18 protein-coding genes are annotated in these 16,466 nt (G+C 36.9%); 12 read left to right on the top strand and 6 right to left on the bottom strand.

Annotation, left to right across the window (positions count from 1 at the left end; genetic code table 11):
- Together AAHB12_RS29490 and AAHB12_RS29495 are read left to right on the top strand one after the other, a co-directional pair.
- On the top strand, positions 1-358 hold a 358-nt coding region (locus tag AAHB12_RS29490), incomplete at its 5' end, for a hypothetical protein (protein WP_342048675.1).
- 645 nt (positions 359-1,003) lie between these two features.
- On the top strand, positions 1,004-2,008 hold the full coding sequence (locus AAHB12_RS29495) for a DUF3231 family protein (RefSeq protein ID WP_342048676.1): 1,005 nt from the start codon (positions 1,004-1,006) through the stop codon (positions 2,006-2,008).
- A gap of 831 nt (positions 2,009-2,839) precedes the next feature.
- Here the strand turns inward: AAHB12_RS29495 and AAHB12_RS29500 are convergent.
- Positions 2,840-4,003, bottom strand: a complete 1,164-nt coding sequence (locus tag AAHB12_RS29500; protein WP_342048677.1) for a tyrosine-type recombinase/integrase — start codon at positions 4,001-4,003, stop codon at positions 2,840-2,842.
- Between the two features lie 519 nt (positions 4,004-4,522).
- On the opposite strand from AAHB12_RS29500, the gene AAHB12_RS29505 reads away from it, so the two are divergent.
- From AAHB12_RS29505 to AAHB12_RS29515, 3 genes are all read left to right on the top strand, one after another.
- Complete coding sequence (locus tag AAHB12_RS29505) at positions 4,523-4,879, top strand: helix-turn-helix domain-containing protein (protein ID WP_342048678.1); 357 nt, start codon at positions 4,523-4,525, stop codon at positions 4,877-4,879.
- A gap of 279 nt (positions 4,880-5,158) precedes the next feature.
- Positions 5,159-6,166 (top strand): permease, encoded by a 1,008-nt coding sequence (locus tag AAHB12_RS29510; protein WP_342048679.1) that lies wholly within the window; start codon positions 5,159-5,161, stop codon positions 6,164-6,166.
- A 13-nt stretch (positions 6,167-6,179) separates the two neighbouring features.
- Positions 6,180-7,046, top strand: coding sequence for a TIGR03943 family putative permease subunit (locus AAHB12_RS29515; RefSeq protein ID WP_342048680.1), 867 nt, complete (start codon positions 6,180-6,182; stop codon positions 7,044-7,046).
- A 103-nt stretch (positions 7,047-7,149) separates the two neighbouring features.
- On the opposite strand, the gene AAHB12_RS29520 is transcribed toward AAHB12_RS29515, so the two are convergent.
- Positions 7,150-7,944, bottom strand: coding sequence for a polysaccharide deacetylase family protein (locus tag AAHB12_RS29520; RefSeq protein WP_342048681.1), 795 nt, complete (start codon positions 7,942-7,944; stop codon positions 7,150-7,152).
- A 560-nt stretch (positions 7,945-8,504) separates the two neighbouring features.
- Here AAHB12_RS29520 and AAHB12_RS29525 point away from each other — a divergent pair.
- The 5 genes from AAHB12_RS29525 to rpsN all read left to right on the top strand — a co-directional run bounded on the left by AAHB12_RS29525 (position 8,505) and on the right by rpsN (position 11,354).
- Positions 8,505-8,888: a GTP-binding protein gene (locus AAHB12_RS29525; RefSeq protein WP_342048682.1), complete on the top strand. Its 384-nt coding sequence runs from the start codon at positions 8,505-8,507 to the stop codon at positions 8,886-8,888.
- Positions 8,889-9,103: 215 nt separating this feature from the next.
- Positions 9,104-9,511, top strand: a complete 408-nt coding sequence (locus AAHB12_RS29530; RefSeq protein ID WP_342048683.1) for a (2Fe-2S) ferredoxin domain-containing protein — start codon at positions 9,104-9,106, stop codon at positions 9,509-9,511.
- Positions 9,504-9,935 (top strand): Fe-S cluster assembly sulfur transfer protein SufU, encoded by a 432-nt coding sequence (gene sufU / locus AAHB12_RS29535; RefSeq protein ID WP_342048684.1) that lies wholly within the window; start codon positions 9,504-9,506, stop codon positions 9,933-9,935. Before AAHB12_RS29530 ends, sufU begins: the two co-directional genes overlap by 8 nt.
- Entirely contained in the window at positions 9,936-10,952 is a 1,017-nt protein-coding gene (locus AAHB12_RS29540) for a CobW family GTP-binding protein (protein WP_342048685.1), read from the top strand.
- A 132-nt stretch (positions 10,953-11,084) separates the two neighbouring features.
- On the top strand, positions 11,085-11,354 hold the full coding sequence (rpsN, locus tag AAHB12_RS29545) for a 30S ribosomal protein S14 (protein ID WP_342048686.1): 270 nt from the start codon (positions 11,085-11,087) through the stop codon (positions 11,352-11,354).
- Between the two features lie 129 nt (positions 11,355-11,483).
- Here rpsN and AAHB12_RS29550 read toward each other — a convergent pair whose 3' ends face one another.
- The 4 genes from AAHB12_RS29550 to AAHB12_RS29565 form a co-directional block, all read right to left on the bottom strand.
- Entirely contained in the window at positions 11,484-12,308 is an 825-nt protein-coding gene (locus AAHB12_RS29550) for a metal ABC transporter permease (RefSeq protein ID WP_342048687.1), read from the bottom strand.
- Positions 12,254-12,961, bottom strand: a complete 708-nt coding sequence (locus AAHB12_RS29555; RefSeq protein WP_342048688.1) for a metal ABC transporter ATP-binding protein — start codon at positions 12,959-12,961, stop codon at positions 12,254-12,256. Before AAHB12_RS29555 ends, AAHB12_RS29550 begins: the two co-directional genes overlap by 55 nt.
- Positions 12,962-13,034: 73 nt before the next feature.
- Positions 13,035-13,988, bottom strand: coding sequence for a metal ABC transporter substrate-binding protein (locus AAHB12_RS29560; protein ID WP_342048691.1), 954 nt, complete (start codon positions 13,986-13,988; stop codon positions 13,035-13,037).
- A 177-nt stretch (positions 13,989-14,165) separates the two neighbouring features.
- Positions 14,166-15,143, bottom strand: coding sequence for a CobW family GTP-binding protein (locus AAHB12_RS29565; protein ID WP_342048689.1), 978 nt, complete (start codon positions 15,141-15,143; stop codon positions 14,166-14,168).
- Between the two features lie 201 nt (positions 15,144-15,344).
- Between AAHB12_RS29565 and AAHB12_RS29570 the strand changes: the two genes are divergently transcribed.
- Both AAHB12_RS29570 and AAHB12_RS29575 read left to right on the top strand, forming a co-directional pair.
- A complete protein-coding gene (locus AAHB12_RS29570) occupies positions 15,345-15,590 on the top strand; it encodes a hypothetical protein (protein ID WP_446715635.1) in 246 nt (81 codons plus the stop codon).
- Between the two features lie 656 nt (positions 15,591-16,246).
- Positions 16,247-16,466, top strand: a 220-nt coding sequence (locus AAHB12_RS29575; RefSeq protein WP_342048690.1) for a GerAB/ArcD/ProY family transporter, incomplete at its 3' end; no start/stop codon positions are given.

Raw genomic sequence — 16,466 nt, forward strand, 5'->3', positions numbered from 1 at the left:
AGATAATTATATGCTGGGGGACACTACAAAAATCTCGCATCTTATTTTTAAAGCAATGATGCAAACATTTGGAACAGACACATCTAGATTCCAACAACCAAGTAGTGTATACACACTGAATAATGAGCTGTACATTACTGGAGTGAATCCTGACGTTGTACCACCAGCACCGCCACCAGCACCGCCAGCGGCAGCACCGCCAGCGGCAGCACCGCCAGCGGCAGCACCGGCAGCAGCAGCACTTGCACCAGCAGCAGCAGCACTTGCACCAGCAGTTCAAAGTCCGGGACAAAACAATAAAAAAGGAAATAATAAGGATAAAAACAAAGGTAAAAAAGATAAAGGCAAGCATGGCTAGGATAAGTAAGAGAAAAAGACAATTTAGTCATGAAATTTTTATAAGCTCTTAAACTCATCTTGTTATAGTTGATACTACAATCAACTATGGAAAGAACTTTCATGTTTTAACATGATATACTTATCATTATAAAAATCACTATCGATTCACCATCAAAAAATGAATCATCACATTGGTTTATTTGGCTTGTGGATAAGGGGCTCTCTGTCTACAAGCTTTTTTTGTATCATCCAAATATAATTTTTGCGTTTTGGCATTGAGACCTCTAAAAGAGATTGTAGAAGATACAGATTATGATGGAAATGAAAAAAGCCCTATAGAATCCTAAAATTTAGTAACTTCCTCTAACGAATATTACGTCAACTGACAGCCCTTTGGGCTGTTTTTTAGTGTCATAACTCATAAGATTAGACACCGACAGAAGTAACTGCTGATAACGTTAATTATGTGAACACGAATACTCTCCAGATTGCTTAGCTGGAGAGTATTTTTTGTATGATCCTAGATACATTGAATTCCGATAATAGTTTATTATGTCAACTTGACGTATATACAGCATGCATTAAAATCACTGTTAGTAATGAATTCCTTTAAGGAGAAAAGGGAAACCTACCTCTAGGCCAAAAAAAGAGAGGTAGGTTTAACATGGAAAAACACGATATTCCATTAACATCAGCTGAAATGTCATGTTTATGGAGTACCTATGTCGCTGATAGTATGTCCATTTGTATTCTCAAGTATTTCCGAAAAATCATTGAAGACAAAGAAATTAAACAGGTTGTAGAACATGCCTTAGACTTGTCTCAACAGCATGTTGAAATGATACGAGATATTTTCACAGCAGAAACCATACCTGTCCCCCAAGGTTTCACTGCTGCAGACGTTAACCTAAATGCAAAACGTCTATTTTCAGACTCCTTCTGCCTGCACTATGTTAAAAAAATGGCTAAAGCAGGACTTATGATTAACTCATCTGTTTTGCCTAACATGTACCGAAATGACATTCTTTCTTTTTATTCAAAAATGCTTACATCAACTATTGAATTAAACACAGAGACGATTCAACTACTATTAGAGAAAGGACTCGCTTCTCGTCCTCCTCAAATTCCAAAACCAAAGCAAGTTGAATTCATTCATAAGCAAGCATTTCTGTTTGATTTTCTAGGGAAGAACCGTCCACTTACTGGAATCGAAATCACAAACCTTTGCAACAACCTTGAGACTTCTGTACTTGTAGCAGCATTAGGAACTGCATTCGCCCAAACAGCGAGTTCGGAACAGGTCCGTGAATATATGTTAAGAGGAAGAGACATAGCAAAGAAACATATTGATGTGTTCAGTTCTTATTTGAAGAACGCTGATCTCCCTGCTCCCACATCACATGGTCATGAAATAGAAGATACAACAGAAGCACCTTTTTCAGATAAATTAATGATGTTCCACTTTGCCTTCATAAGTGATGTTGGGATAGGTAACTATGGAATGTCCATTTCCCAAAGTCAAAGAAGCGATTTAGTGTTAGATTATTCCCGTTTATTAATCGAAATCCTAAAATTCGCAGGAGGCGGAGCAAACATAATGATTAGCGAAGGTTGGCTTGAACAACCACCAATGGCTGTAGACAGAAAGAAACTAGCAGAAGAAAAATAACATAAACAACTTCCGCTTTCGAGGATTATGTCAATCAGCCTAGCTATAGGACTGGTTTTTTTACTCGTAAATAGAAGTATTTTTCACATAAAAAAGCCAACTCACGTTTTTATTTTCATGAATCGGCTAGTGAATCTTATGATAGAAAGAAGTCATTATGATTTACTCCTTATTTTTTATGGCTTAAGTTAAGAAGTTTATCTATTACGAATTAGAGCGTTTCCGTATGCGTCCATTGATTTTACATAGCTTTCCATTACTGAAGCGACGAAATTTGAAAGTTTTTTCATTTGAATTACCCCCTTAATATATTGATTACACTTTATATTTTTTATGATTTTTTAGCAACTTGGACATACATTCATGGCAACGGAAACAATGAAAATGAAAGCGAATAACTGTTTTATTTTAACCACTAATTAGACATGTTAGGTAGGTTTGGAAGAAAATAACTTCGGTAGCATTTTTCAAGAGGATAGAAGGATAACATAAAACAACAGTAAGCGACCTAGTCTATCCATATAGGAATAACAAGGTCGCTTACACTATTTCTTCATTCATTTTGTTTGAATTTCTTTCAGTGTTTGCCTGTGTTAGGCTAATCACTCCTTGACTTGAGATTTTTTATAACTCATGTCTAGGTTTATACCCGGCTTATGTAAGTAAACTTTCGTAATACCATCATAACGAATGTGCGTTCGATTCCCAATAACCAACTACAAAGAAGAGAAAAAAATAGGCTTACGTCTACTGAAAATTCATTCCCCATCTACTCATTGGGCTACGCCCTTCTCATTCCTTGAGGAAGAGGACTTCTTTTCAGAAAATCTGTTAAAATTCTTCCTGCTGCCACACTAAAGCTGCGTTATTTTTTCGTTCTATATTCTTATTCAAGTAGCCCAATGTCGTTTTTAACATGGAATGGCCTAATGTTTGTCTGATGTATTCTATATTGGCTCCATTATCCAATGAATGATTGGCAAAGAAGTGGCGAAACCAGTGTGGAGTAATATCACTTGGCTTGGTTTCTAAAAAGGGAAGTTGTGTCTCTTTGATAATCTTTTTGACATAACGACTTAGATAGGTGTAATCATAAAACTCCTGGCTCCTAGTAGGAATAAGAGGAGTCTCATCCAAACGATTTAATGCAACCGGTAGTCTTCGTCTTCTTCTACAATCCTTAAGAGCCTCCAATACATAAGGGAAAATAAGTGCATCCCTATGTTTTTCATTCTTCCCCTTACTCGATAAAAAGTAATGCCCCGTTGATGAATCATAAAAAAGTTCCGACCATTTCGCCTTACATACCTCCTGAATCCGTAGCCCTGTAGTGGCTAACATGGTTAGAATTGCGTAGTTAATCGGATGGTTTTTCTCTTTCCAATACTCTAACAGCATTTTTACTTCCTCGTATGTGAGATCCCGATTCGGTGTATGCTTTTGCTTTACAGCTGAACTGACAAAATAAGGGTGCAGTGGTGTTTTGAGATATCCTTCTTTATATAGCCAACGTAAAAAGCCTCGAATTACGATACTCTTTCTCGCAATGGTTGCTGGTTTATAGCCGGCTTTTTCTGGCATCCAATCTGTTTGATACATTTCGATATGTCTCGGTTCAAGAAATTGAAGATAGTTTCCCGTTTCTCCCTCTTTTTTATGGTGAGAAGAAGCCAGATATTGTAGCCAATGTTTATAAAATTGAAAGATATCTCGTACATAATCCTTCACGGTTGTTTCTGACAATTTTTCGCTTCTATCTACATGCTTCTGTCTATGTACAAAGTAATAAATCATTTCTACATCTGTAAATCCTTCAAACCGATGTTTATTATTTTCTTCGTTTTCATATACAAGTGATCGTAATGCAGGTAAATATTGATCATTTATCATTTCTTCTTTTACCTTCTCATCCTGTACCATGTGTAATAGATCCGTTGTAGATAATGATTTTGTGATAGGGGAATATTCACTTGTATTTCTTTTTATTAATTCCAATATAATCAACTCCATCCTATAGATTAGGATTAAATGGTACTCTTTATATTAAACTTCTATAACTAATACTATTATACCTTTAATAGAAATAATGGTACAGAATGAATTACTCAAATAATAGTCCATTATTTGAATCATTTATATGTATAGTGTTTCTATAGTTTTAATCATATTATCATTCATTACTTTTTTTCTTGAAAATAAACTTATACTTTTAGTTATTTAACTACATTTGAATGAATTGAATTATAATAGATATGTGTAGATAGAATTAATATCGATCAAGAGAAATGCTATCAGTTTTAATGTTTATAATTCGTATTTTTCGATTACATATCCATAAGAATATAAAAAACCAATTTCTTTGTATTGTAAATAATGAACTACAGGAATAGGATAGCAATTTCATAAAATAGCAGAGTAGATGACAAGAAGGAGAGGAAGTAGATGACAAGAAGAGGGGAAAGATGACGAGAAAAAGAGGAAGAAGATGATGAAAAAAAGAGGGAGAAGATGACAATGGAGGCAAACATGCAAGAAGCACTGGATCAAGAAATTTCAACAAAGGAGATGGAAAAGCTTTTAAACATTTCCGGGCAAACGGTTTACAGCTTAGTGAAAAAAGAAGAGGTTGTACCGATTAATAAGAACAACTGGACTATTGACGGTACGTATTACTTTTCACCAGAGACGGTAGAAAAGGTGAAGGAAATGTATCGTAAACCGGGACTTACAAATAAGGATATTGCCGAAATGCTGCAGGTATCATTATCAACAGCTCAAAAGTTGATTAAAACAGGGAAAATTCCTTCTTTTACAGCGTTTTACTTAGGAAAACCTTTTTATATGATTTCCCCCTTCCTATTTATTTTTTAAATTCTCTTCGCATTTCTTGCATCCCTTTACTGTCCAAGTAAAAGTAAATGAATCATTTTGTCATGTACCGCTGATAAATTATGTTATGGTAACCAGAGGCTCTAAAAGAATTATTTCTTTTTCTTAGTGTATAAAGCCCTTAACTTGAGGAACCCCCAATACCTCCAAATTCAGATAAAGTGGAATTTTTAATCTGTTCTATACAGATTTGGACAAGCATATACCTCTACTATGTTAGTACAAAAACAAATAGACAGATGTGAAGGAGGAAGAAGGAGCGTGATTCTATCACGGCTTTCAAGAGAAATTGTCGGTTTACTGCTGGGGGCAACCTTTATCTTTTTGTTTTTCTTTGTGGATTTTGTCAACCTTGATCATTTACGGAGTATCATTCCGAAGAGTTGGTTGAATGTAAATACAATTTTTATCAGCATTTTTTTGGAAGCCATCCCTTTTGTACTCGTCGGTATATTCATTTCAGCTTTTATTCAGACCTTTATTTCAGAAGATACACTCAAAAAAATAATACCAAAACATGCTTTACTGGCGATTATTCCCGCTATGCTTATCGGGATCATCTTTCCTGTTTGTGAGTGCGCTATTGTCCCAATTGTGAGACGTCTCATAAAGAAAGGAATGCCGCTTCATATTGGAATGGTCATGCTAGTAAGTGTGCCGATTATTAATCCAATTGTGTTTGCTTCTACTTATTATGCCTTTCAATCTTCTCTTCATATGGTGTACTATCGGGTGGGGTTGGGAGCAGTTGCAGCTGTACTCATAGGACTGATTGTGTATTTTGTATATGGTAACAGCGATGTGTTGCGGCAAAGTAAGAAGCATGAACATCACGTAGCTTCGCAGCCCTCGGTCAGCCGCTTGCGAGAAACTCTGTATCATGCAAGTGATGAGTTTTTTGACACTGGTAAGTTTTTATTAATTGGGGCCCTATTGGCCAGTTTATTTCAAACATTTTTTGATCGGAATTGGCTCGCAGGTGTTGCTTCTCACGCCATGCTATCTCCTTTTGTCATGATGGGATTTGGCTATATTCTGTCGATTTGTTCAGAGGCTGATGCATTTATCGCTGCCTCGTTGAGTCATACCTTCTCGTCATCCTCACTGCTTGCATTTCTTGTCTTTGGTCCGATGATTGATTTTAAAAATACACTCATGCTATTTGCTTACTTTAATAAGAGATTTGTAATAGGATTCATTTGCATCGTAGTAATAGTTGTTTATATTGTCGTGGTGTCTGGCCCTATTTTTCTTGCAGGAATACGGTGAGGGAGATTGACCTATGAGGGAAACGCAGTCGTTTCATATGTATATTCGCGGACTTCTTCTGATTGGCTTTGGTATGCTGCTATTCAAACTGCTTGTAACAGGAAATATTGAATATTTTTTAGCTCCTAAGATGGAGAAGTTTATGATAGGTACATTTCTAATTGTAATCACATTAGGAATAGCACAAGTGATGCGGAGCGGCAAGGAGGAGGACGGTGCATGTTCCTGTTGTGAGCATAGTCATCACTTGCCTCGTAGGAAAATAACATCTCTCTTGTTATATTCCTTGTTTCTCATCCCTATTGTGACAGCATTTTTATTTTCGGACCATATCATCGATGGGAGCTTTGCTGCAAAGAGGGGTGTCAGTTTAACAGGTGAACAGTTGAAGGCGCAGCAAAATGCCACTTCCTCTTCCAGTCAATTATCCGTAGAAACACAGACAGCTCAGCCTTCTACCATTCAGCAGCCCCCAAAAGGATATTATGAGAAGTTAGGAAAAGAACTGATGAATATGCAGACTATTACGGTAGATGATACACGCTTTATCTCTATCCTGGATGTAATCGGAAGGAACGTGGCGGGGTTTAAGGGGAAGCAGATTGTATTTACAGGTTTTGTAGACAGAGAACCGGACTTTAAGAAAGATCAAGTCGTTGTAGCGAGATACGGTATTACATGTTGTGTCGCAGATGCCTCTGTACTTGGCATGATGATAAATGGCAGTAGCGTTTCAGCTTTAAAAGCAGGGGAATGGGTGAAAGTCACAGGTGTGCTGGATCAGACTACGTATATTGACACAATCCTGCCCATTATAAAAGTGAAAGCAATAGAAAAAACAGCTCCTTCAAAGGAACAGTATGTGTATCAGAAGTTTTAGCATACATAAAAGCAAGGGATCATTCTGATAAGAGAAACGTCCCTTGCCTTTTTTATGTTCCGTCTATTTATCCTTAAATCTATCCTGGCCTTGTACCATATATTCACAAACGATTATCATGCCAAAAGTTCATAACAAAATGATCTGTTTCACTATATGTTTCAAAGTCATACCCTTTTTCTCTTAACCCTTGAATAATCATAGGCAATGCTTGGACAGACTGTGGATGAATATCATGCATAAGTATTACTTCGCGATTGCCTCTTGCATGCGAGAGCACATTATTGACAATAGCCGGTACAGATTTGCTAAAAGGTACTTTATTATAGGTCCAATCCAATGAATCAATCGTCCAGTCCCACACCTTCAGGTGAGCAGCCGCCGCTTGATCTCGCAGCTTTTGAGTCAATCCGGGCATCGACCCATAAGGCGGGCGTGCTAAATTTGGCGCTGTTCCCGTTATATTTTTAATAATTTGCTGTGTTTCTAACATTTCTGTTACAAAGGTTCCTTGTACATACAATTTTTTGTAGTCATGACTCATACTATGCAATCCTACATAGTTACCTTCTTGTAGCTCACGGCTTACGAATTTCGGATATTGCTGAGCGTGTGAGCCGACGAGAAAGAAGGTTGCGTGTATATGATTTTGGTTTAGTATATCTAACACTTGAGGCGTATATATTCCTGGACCATCATCAAAGGTTAAATAGACAACCTTACGGGTTTCGTTATTGTATTTTAAAGGTTCTTCTTTGGGTGTGTATGATATAGGAATATCTGCAGCCACATGTACTTCATGGATTGTGCTCGCAGAAACGCTTTGTTTGGAGGAGCATCCTGTAAGCGCGGAAAGCATGGCAACGGCAACAAGTATGATAAGGCTAGTATTTTTCATTTTTTCACGTCTCTATTCTTTTTCATAATGATTGATACAGCATAGTTTTTCACTATTATTATAGAAAATTCACCATTACATTCATCTTAGTAGAAAGATGAGTTGCTAGCAATAGAAATAAGAGCTTAAAATCCTGCAAACAGAATAAATTTATGGTGATGAAATTTCTGATTATATGGTGATATCGGGAAGGGCATGTAGAAGGTTCTGGTGCAAAACTTCAAGATAATTGCAATGAATCTCTAAAGCCTAGGCATACTAATGCTATTACTCTAAAAAAAGGGGTGTGGTATGGAAACGAAAGAATTGAATATTATCGGTCTAATATTATTTTGTTAACGAGGAGAGAGGACTTATGGTATAGTTAGCACTTTCGTGTTGTAAGCTTGTGAAAATGAAGGCAGAAATAATGTAAATGGGCTTGGAAGATAATTATGTAATATTTAAAGAATAGATGGATTATGCAGGAGTTTTTCATTTACGAATGGAAAACTATCATCTACAATATAAAGCGTAATGATTACGTTTAAAACACGAGAGTATGAACAGGGTGAAGAACCATGAGAAAAATTCCTATTTATATGCTATCTGGATTTTTAGGAAGTGGAAAAACAACTTTATTAAAGCAATTCATTCAAGAAGATCAACGGAAGAATAAGAATCATTACGCGGTGCGGAAGGAAACATTTGAGAATTGGCTTTCTACATTACCTGCAACGATTTATCGTATCAAGGGATATATACAGTTTTATCAGGATCCAAACGTATATCTATTTCAGTATGCTTATGGAATACCTGAGTACATTAAGCAACCTACGGAGTTTCGAAAAACGCTTGTCTTTATCGGGGAACAACTGCGAAAGGATGAGATAAGAAAAGAACTGGCACAAATGGAGTATATAGGTTCTCAATATGAACGTGTGCAAGGTAGGTTCAATCTTTAGATACTTTTCTGAAATATACACTTCATTAACTAAGAATTAGGAAGATGCTGCATGTAAACATAGTGAAAATTTGACAATTACACATATTTGGTGCATGATAAGTAATAAATCGTAATTATTACGATTTATTTCAGACATAAATGAATATAAGTTTTATTACTAGCAATAATGTATGGTTTAAATCGTAATCATTACGTTTATAGGAGGTGTTTACAATGAGTACATGGGATCTTTCTCGTACGCAACAGCATGTCTTACTTTGTAATGGAAGTAGTTGTATGCGCAAGGGAGCAGAAGAGGTTACACAACGTATTCGTGCAGAGTTAACAGGACGAAATTTAGATGATGTCATTCATACATCACGTACTCGGTGTAATGGACGCTGCAAGGATGCTTGCGTGGTTGTGGTATATCCACAGGGAGCTTGGTACAAGGATATGGAACAAGCTGATGTAAAAAAGTTTGTGGACTGTTTAGTAGAGAATGAAGTATACACAGATATGCTGACTCATCAATATAATTGGGGACATTTCGTGGCAGAACCTAATACAGTGAAAGGGACACTAAAAGCAGACGTAGCTGCAAAAGTTAGCAAGTTAGGGATAGAGAGAAATCATGCTTAATGATTTATATCGGCAAACGATTATAGATCATAATAAACGACGACGAAACTACTATGAACTGCAAGGAGAAGATGTGATAAAGATTCATTATAAAAACCCTACTTGTGGTGACGTCATGACTCTATATACAAGGCTTGAGAATGATAGGGTTCAAGACATTTCATTTCTAGGAGAGGGATGCAGTATAAGTATGGCTTCTTCTTCTATGATGACAGAACTTATAAAAGGGAAGTCCCTTGAGGAGGTAGCAAACCTGCGGACCCATGCTGAAAAACTAATTCGAACAGGAGAAACAGCGGATTCGGATTTAGGAGATTGGCTTTCTCTAGAAGCTGTCCATAAACTAAGAGCCAGACATAACTGTGCGCTTATGCCGTGGCAAGCGTATGATAAAGTGCTTAAAACTTTGAATAGAATGGAGTAGATGAAGATGGCAAATCAATCATTAATTCCAGTTACAATCCTAACAGGATTCCTAGGGGCTGGTAAGACAACATTATTAAATTACATTTTATCTGAGCAGCATAATCAAAAGATTGCAGTCATTGTAAATGAGTTTGGTGAAGTAGGCATTGATAATCAACTTGTAGTAGGTGCAGACGAAGAAATTTTTGAGATGAACAACGGATGTATTTGCTGTACGGTCCGAGGGGACTTAATTCGTATACTTAAACAGCTGTATCACGCAAAGAAAGAAGGAAAAGTATCGTTTGATCGGATTGTTATTGAAACAACGGGCTTAGCTGATCCAGGCCCAGTTGCTCAAACCTTCCTAGTAGAACCAACAATCCAGCAGCACTACTATGTGAATGCTATTGTGACCGTAATTGATGCCTTACATATTAGCGACCAATTGGATCGGGATCATGAAGCGCAAGAACAGGTCGCGTTTGCAGACGTTTTATTATTAAATAAAACAGATTTGGTCTCTTCCAGTACATTGCAGGCTGTAGAACAACGTCTACGTAATATGAATGTTACTGCAACTGTAATTCATACACAAAACTGTAGGGTTGATTTAAAACAGATTCTTGAAATCGATACATTTGATGTAGATATAAAGCTACAGGTAGACCCTCACCTTTTGGATGCAGAGGGGCATCATCACCATCATGATGACACAGTTTCATCTATTGTACTGAGGGAAGAAAGACCATTAGATTTCAGGAAACTAGATCAATGGATGAGTTATCTTGTACAAGAAATGGGTCCAGATTTATATCGCTATAAAGGTATTTTACACGTAGTAGGAGAGAAACGCCGAGTGGTGTTCCAAGGTCTCCATATGTTATTTGCGGGTCATGTAGAACGAGAATGGGAAGAGAATGAAAATAAAATAAGTGAGCTTGTTTTTATCGGAAAAAACCTTGACCGGGATTGGTTCCAAAAGCAGTTTACAAACTGCATTGCAGAAGAATCTCAATCGAAATCTGTTTCATGAGGAGATATCAAACCTTTATAGAGAAAGACATCATCTAAAGAGTATCTAGGAATCTGCTGTTATTGTAAGATGGTGTGCCAATAATCCAGATAATTCGAGTATAAAAACGATAACAAAAAGGATGGAGTCTCATTGGCTAAAAAATCAAAAATTGCAAAAGGGAAACAGTGTCAAGAGATAGTAGCAAAATATGCAGAGTTGAGAAAAGAGTTAAAAGAAAAAGGAGATTACGAAGCATTACGGAAATTACCACGAGATGCATCTCCCACACGCTTACGCAACCGCTGTGAGATAACCGGGAGACCCAGAGGAAACTTACGGAAGTTTAAAATGTCACGAATTAAATTTAGAGAGCTTGCATATAAAGGACAAATACCAGGTGTGAAGAAATCAAGCTGGTGACTTAGAAACTATAGTCTATGTACTAACAAATACATGTAGCAGGGATTAAAAAGCTATGTGAATTTGAAAATAAGCTGATTCTTACAAAGGATCAGCTTATTTTTATAGTTATACGGAATCTTATTCGCTCTATGCGCGAGTAGAACGAATATATTTCCAAACCCATTGTATGCACAGACCACAAAGTAAAAATAATACAAGGACAAGTGTAATAGTTGCTCCCGGAGGTGTCCCTAATTTATATGAAGACGTAAGGCCTAAAAACATACCACCGACACCAATTATGATGCTAAACAAAATAGCTGCTTTAAACCCTTTTACCATACGCATCGCAATGGCAGCTGGCAGTACCATCAGCGCTGACACAAGTAACGCTCCTATAATAGGTATCATAACGGAGATGGTTAGACCTGTTAATATGCTAAAAGACAAAGAGAGCCATTTTGTAGAAAGTCCGCTTGTAAAGGCTGTATCCTCATCAAATGTCAGCACGTACAGGGGGCGTTGAAACACTAGATAATAGATTCCCACCAAGCTACACACTACTACTAAGAATTGAAGCTGTTCCTTGCTGATGGTAATAATAGATCCAAATAAATATTGTTCGACGTTTGTTGAAATACCCCCCTGATTTAAACTCATCAGGACGAGGGCAAGGGATAATCCTGTGGCCATAAGGATAGCTACGGATACTTCTGAATATGTTCGATAGGTGTTTCGCATATATTCAATTCCCATTGCTCCAATAATAATAACAATGATTGTAACTAAATTGATATTGGAACGGAGCGTTAAGCCAAGTGCTACCCCAGCTAATGAAATATGTGAAAGGGTATCTGCCATTAAGGATTGGCGTCTTAAAATCAAAAATATCCCTAATATGGGGGCTATGACAGCAATTAATCCACCGGCCCAAAATGCTCGCTGCATGAACCCAAAGTGAAGCATCTCCATTGTGTGTCCTCCTTTCTTTCTAGATAAATATTTCTATCTGCATATGGTTTTACATCATCCAAATCATGTGTAACCATGATGACTGTTCGTCCATGTTCTGTAACATGGTGTCTCATCAATTGATAAAAATGATTGCGGCTTTCAAAGTCCATACCGGTAGTAGGCTCATCTAGCACTAGAATATCTGGTTCAGAAGCTAGGGTACGAGCGATACAAATTCGTTGCTTTTGTCCCCCTGATAGTTCACCAATTTTGTTATTACGAAACTTCCACATGTCGACTCCAAGTAACGCCTGCTTGACATGCTCATGATCCTTTTTAGAAAGCACACGAAACCATTTTCCACGAGGGAATCGCCCGGATTGTACCAATTCTAAAACGGTACTTGGAAATCCTATATTAAAAGAAGCGACTTGTTGGGGAACGTATCCAACGACAAGCTTCTCTCCTTTTTCATTTTTCTTACTAATACTTACGCTTCCTCTCCAGGGCTTCAGTAAGCCTAACATAATTCGTAACAAAGTAGATTTTGCAGCTCCGTTCGGTCCAGTCAGTGTAACAAACTCACCGCTATGTATGTCGAGAGAAATGTCTTCCAAGATGGTTTCATGTCCATATTTAAATTGAACTTGATCCATAGATATGAGTTTCATGTAGGTGCTCCTGTCCTTTCGTCAGATGTAAGCAGAAAAAGTGCGTTTTACAATCATGTAAAACGCACTCCCATTATTGCATAAGAGATTGCTTTAATGCATCTAAATTTTTTCTCATGTAGCTAATATAGTCTTGTCCTTTTGCCTGTTCTTCTTTCGTAATTCCTTCGATTGGGCTTAATACAACGGTTTTTGCTCCTGTCTCATCAGCTAAAGCTTTTGCTACTTTTGGAGAGGCAACTTCCTCAAAGTAAATAACTTTGATATTGTTATCTTTTACATACTTTTGTAATTCAGCTAGTCTGGCTGGGCTTGGCTCTTGATCAGGAGAAAGACCTGCAATTGGAATCTGCGTAAGACCATATTCTTTTGCTAAGTATCCAAAGGCTGCATGTTGCGTTACGAAATCTTTACGTGTTGCCTTATCAAGTGTTGTTCTAAATAGGTTATCCAATTCATTTAACTTTGCAATATATTGGTCTGCATTCTTTTCATAGTCTTGTTTATGAGCTTGGTCTGCTTCTATAACTGCCTGTTTAATATTTGCTACTTCTTTTTGAGCTAACACTGGACTTAGCCATACGTGAGGATCTATCGAATGTTCGTGGTCCTCATCAGCATGCTTGTCTCCTTCTTCCTCAGCAGTGCCTTCCATAAGCGAAATTCCCTCGCTTGCCTCTACCACTTTTATCTTTTTGTTATCAAGGCTTTTTAGTACCTTAGGTACCCATGTTTCCATAGCTTCACTATTGTATACAAATACATCGGCATCTTCAATTTTGGCAATATCTTTTGGAGATGGCTCAAAATCGTGCGGTTCTGTCCCCGCAGGAACCAACACATCTACTTTCCCATTGGATCCAACCACATTTTTTGTAAAGTCGTACATAGGGTAAAACGTTGTAACAACTTTGAGAGACTTTTCCTGCTTCTCGCTACTTTGTGGTTCCTCTTGTTTGGAACATCCTACAATTGCACTGGAAAGTACAAAGGCAGCCACTATCACTCCATATTTCCATTTTTTTATCATAATTTACTCATTCTCCTTTTTACAAGTATATAACTTGATATAAATAATAATAATTACGATTTACAAAGAAAATATTATCACTTTTTAAATTAATTCGTCAATACTTATATGTCCCTTCTCATTAGAGAAGAAGGAGTAGCATCCTTTTTCCCTTCTATGCATCTAAAAATTCACTTATTGTATAGAAATTTGAGCTGTATAGGAGTTTTGAACGTGAGTAATATCTATATCTTTTCCTATTAAGACAATACAAGGATCTGTAGTCTGTTTTTGAGAAAAATCACTAATATGAACCTGATTGGAGCTATATTGGAATGGGTAGATTCCTCGTTCACCCTTCAATGATACGTATCCTTTTCCACGAATAATTCCTTCAGGTAATGATTTTAACCACTTTTTCAATGCTCTTCTCGATATAGAAGGGACATCTTGAATTGTAATTGTTTTAATACCAGTATGGTGTACATGAGAATGTTTGTGTTCATGGTGATCATGATTACAAGTATGATGCTTATGGGAGATTACTGTAGATTTTACTTGTTTTTGTAGTAATTCTCTTATATCTACGTCTCCATACGAAGCGTTAAAAACTAGTGTTTCTGTATCTAGTACCTTAGCGAGTTTGGCTTCTACTTTTTGCAATTGTTTTTCATTTATTAAATCTACCTTATTAAGTACGATGGATGTCGCTCCTTTAATTTGATTTTTCAGCAAAGTACGGACTGTTTTGAGTGTAAAGATACTTTGATCTTCCAAGTATGAACTTGCATCAATAACGCTAATAACCGATTGGATCTCAAAGAAATGCACAAGGGATGTACTGGAAATCGCCTCCATAATTTCCAAGGGATTGGCAACACCTGTCCCTTCAATGAATAGGATATCAATAGGGCTTTGAGCATGTGTTTCTAAAAGAGTTGTTAATGTTACTTTTAAGTCATCTTGAATTGAGCAGCAAATACAACCATTGAGTAATTCAAACACGTTCTCCGCTTGAAATAAATGGCTTTCAACATTGACACTTCCCAGTTCGTTTAATATAACAGCCGGTTTCATATTCTGAGCTTTGCAGCATTCCAAAACATGAAGTAATAACGTCGTTTTCCCACTTCCTAAAAATCCTGAAATAACATACGAAGGGATTTTTTTCATAATACTTCCTCCTAACTAATAAGGATTCCCTTTTATAAAACGAAAACATTACGATTTAAATTATAGCAGATGTATATGCTTTTAGATATACTAAACTGAAAAACCTTTATAAAAGCAAATACTTTCATTTGAACAAATGATCCCGTCTTTTTAGAATAATAAAATGATAGTTGGTTTGCCGGTTATACGCCGCAATATACGATGGCTGTTTGGACTGGTTATGCGAAAAACGGTCCTGATAATTATATGCTGGGGAACACTATAAAAATCTCGCATCTTATTTTTAAAGCAATGATGCAAACATTTGGAACAGACACATCCAGATTCCAGCAACCAAGTAGTGTATACACACTGAATAATGAGCTGTACATTACTGGAGTGAATCCTGACGTTGTACCACCAGCACCACCAGGAGTTCAAAGTCCGGGACAAAACAAAAGGAAATAATAAGGATAAAAAGGATAAAGATAAAGGTAAAAAAGATAGGGGCAACAAGCATGGCTAGGATAAGTAAGGGAAAAAGGTAATTGAGTCATGAAGTTTTTATAAGCTCTTAAACTCATCTTGTCATAATTGATACTACAATCAACTCTGGAAAGAACTTTCATGTTTTAACATGGTATACTTATCATTATAAAACTCACTATCTATTCAACATCAAAAAATAAACCAATTTTGCGTTTTGAAATTGAGACCCCTAAAAGAGATTGTAGAAGATACAGAGGGGCGCGCTACAAAACAAGGAAGAGAAATGAACGAACTAGCAAGTCGCAGGTTAGGGGTCCTTGTTCATATATGCAGGATCTTATCCAAAAAGTAGGGAGACTTGTCAAAGGATCAGGAAGTCAAATCCCGTGCCGCTTGGGAATTGCATAAAATCCTGTATACTTGATTATGTCCAAGAATGGGGGAAACCCAGTATTGGCACGGAATCCACTGCCAGTAATGACGGTTATGTTAACCTGACATGAATACAGTATGCATTCGTTACTCCTTAAAAGTATTGAGAATAGGAAAGTAGGATAGGATAAATGACTAGATGAGACGTATAAACGTGTGGATCAATCCGTGTAATGGATAATGGAGGGAAGATCTCTTAGACGATGGAGAAAGCAAAAATTAGTGCCATTCAACTATTTGTCATGATGTTTATATTCGAACTTGGAAGTGCACTGGTCGTCAGTTATGGAATAACTGCTAAAAAAGATGCTTGGATTGCGACTCTTTTAGGGCTATGTGGTGGAATTGTCTTATTCTTTATTTATTACTTTTTATTTCTTCAATACCCGAACCTGCCGTTGACCGGATATGCTAGGAAAATAC

This window comes from Bacillus sp. OTU530 (assembly GCF_038440375.1).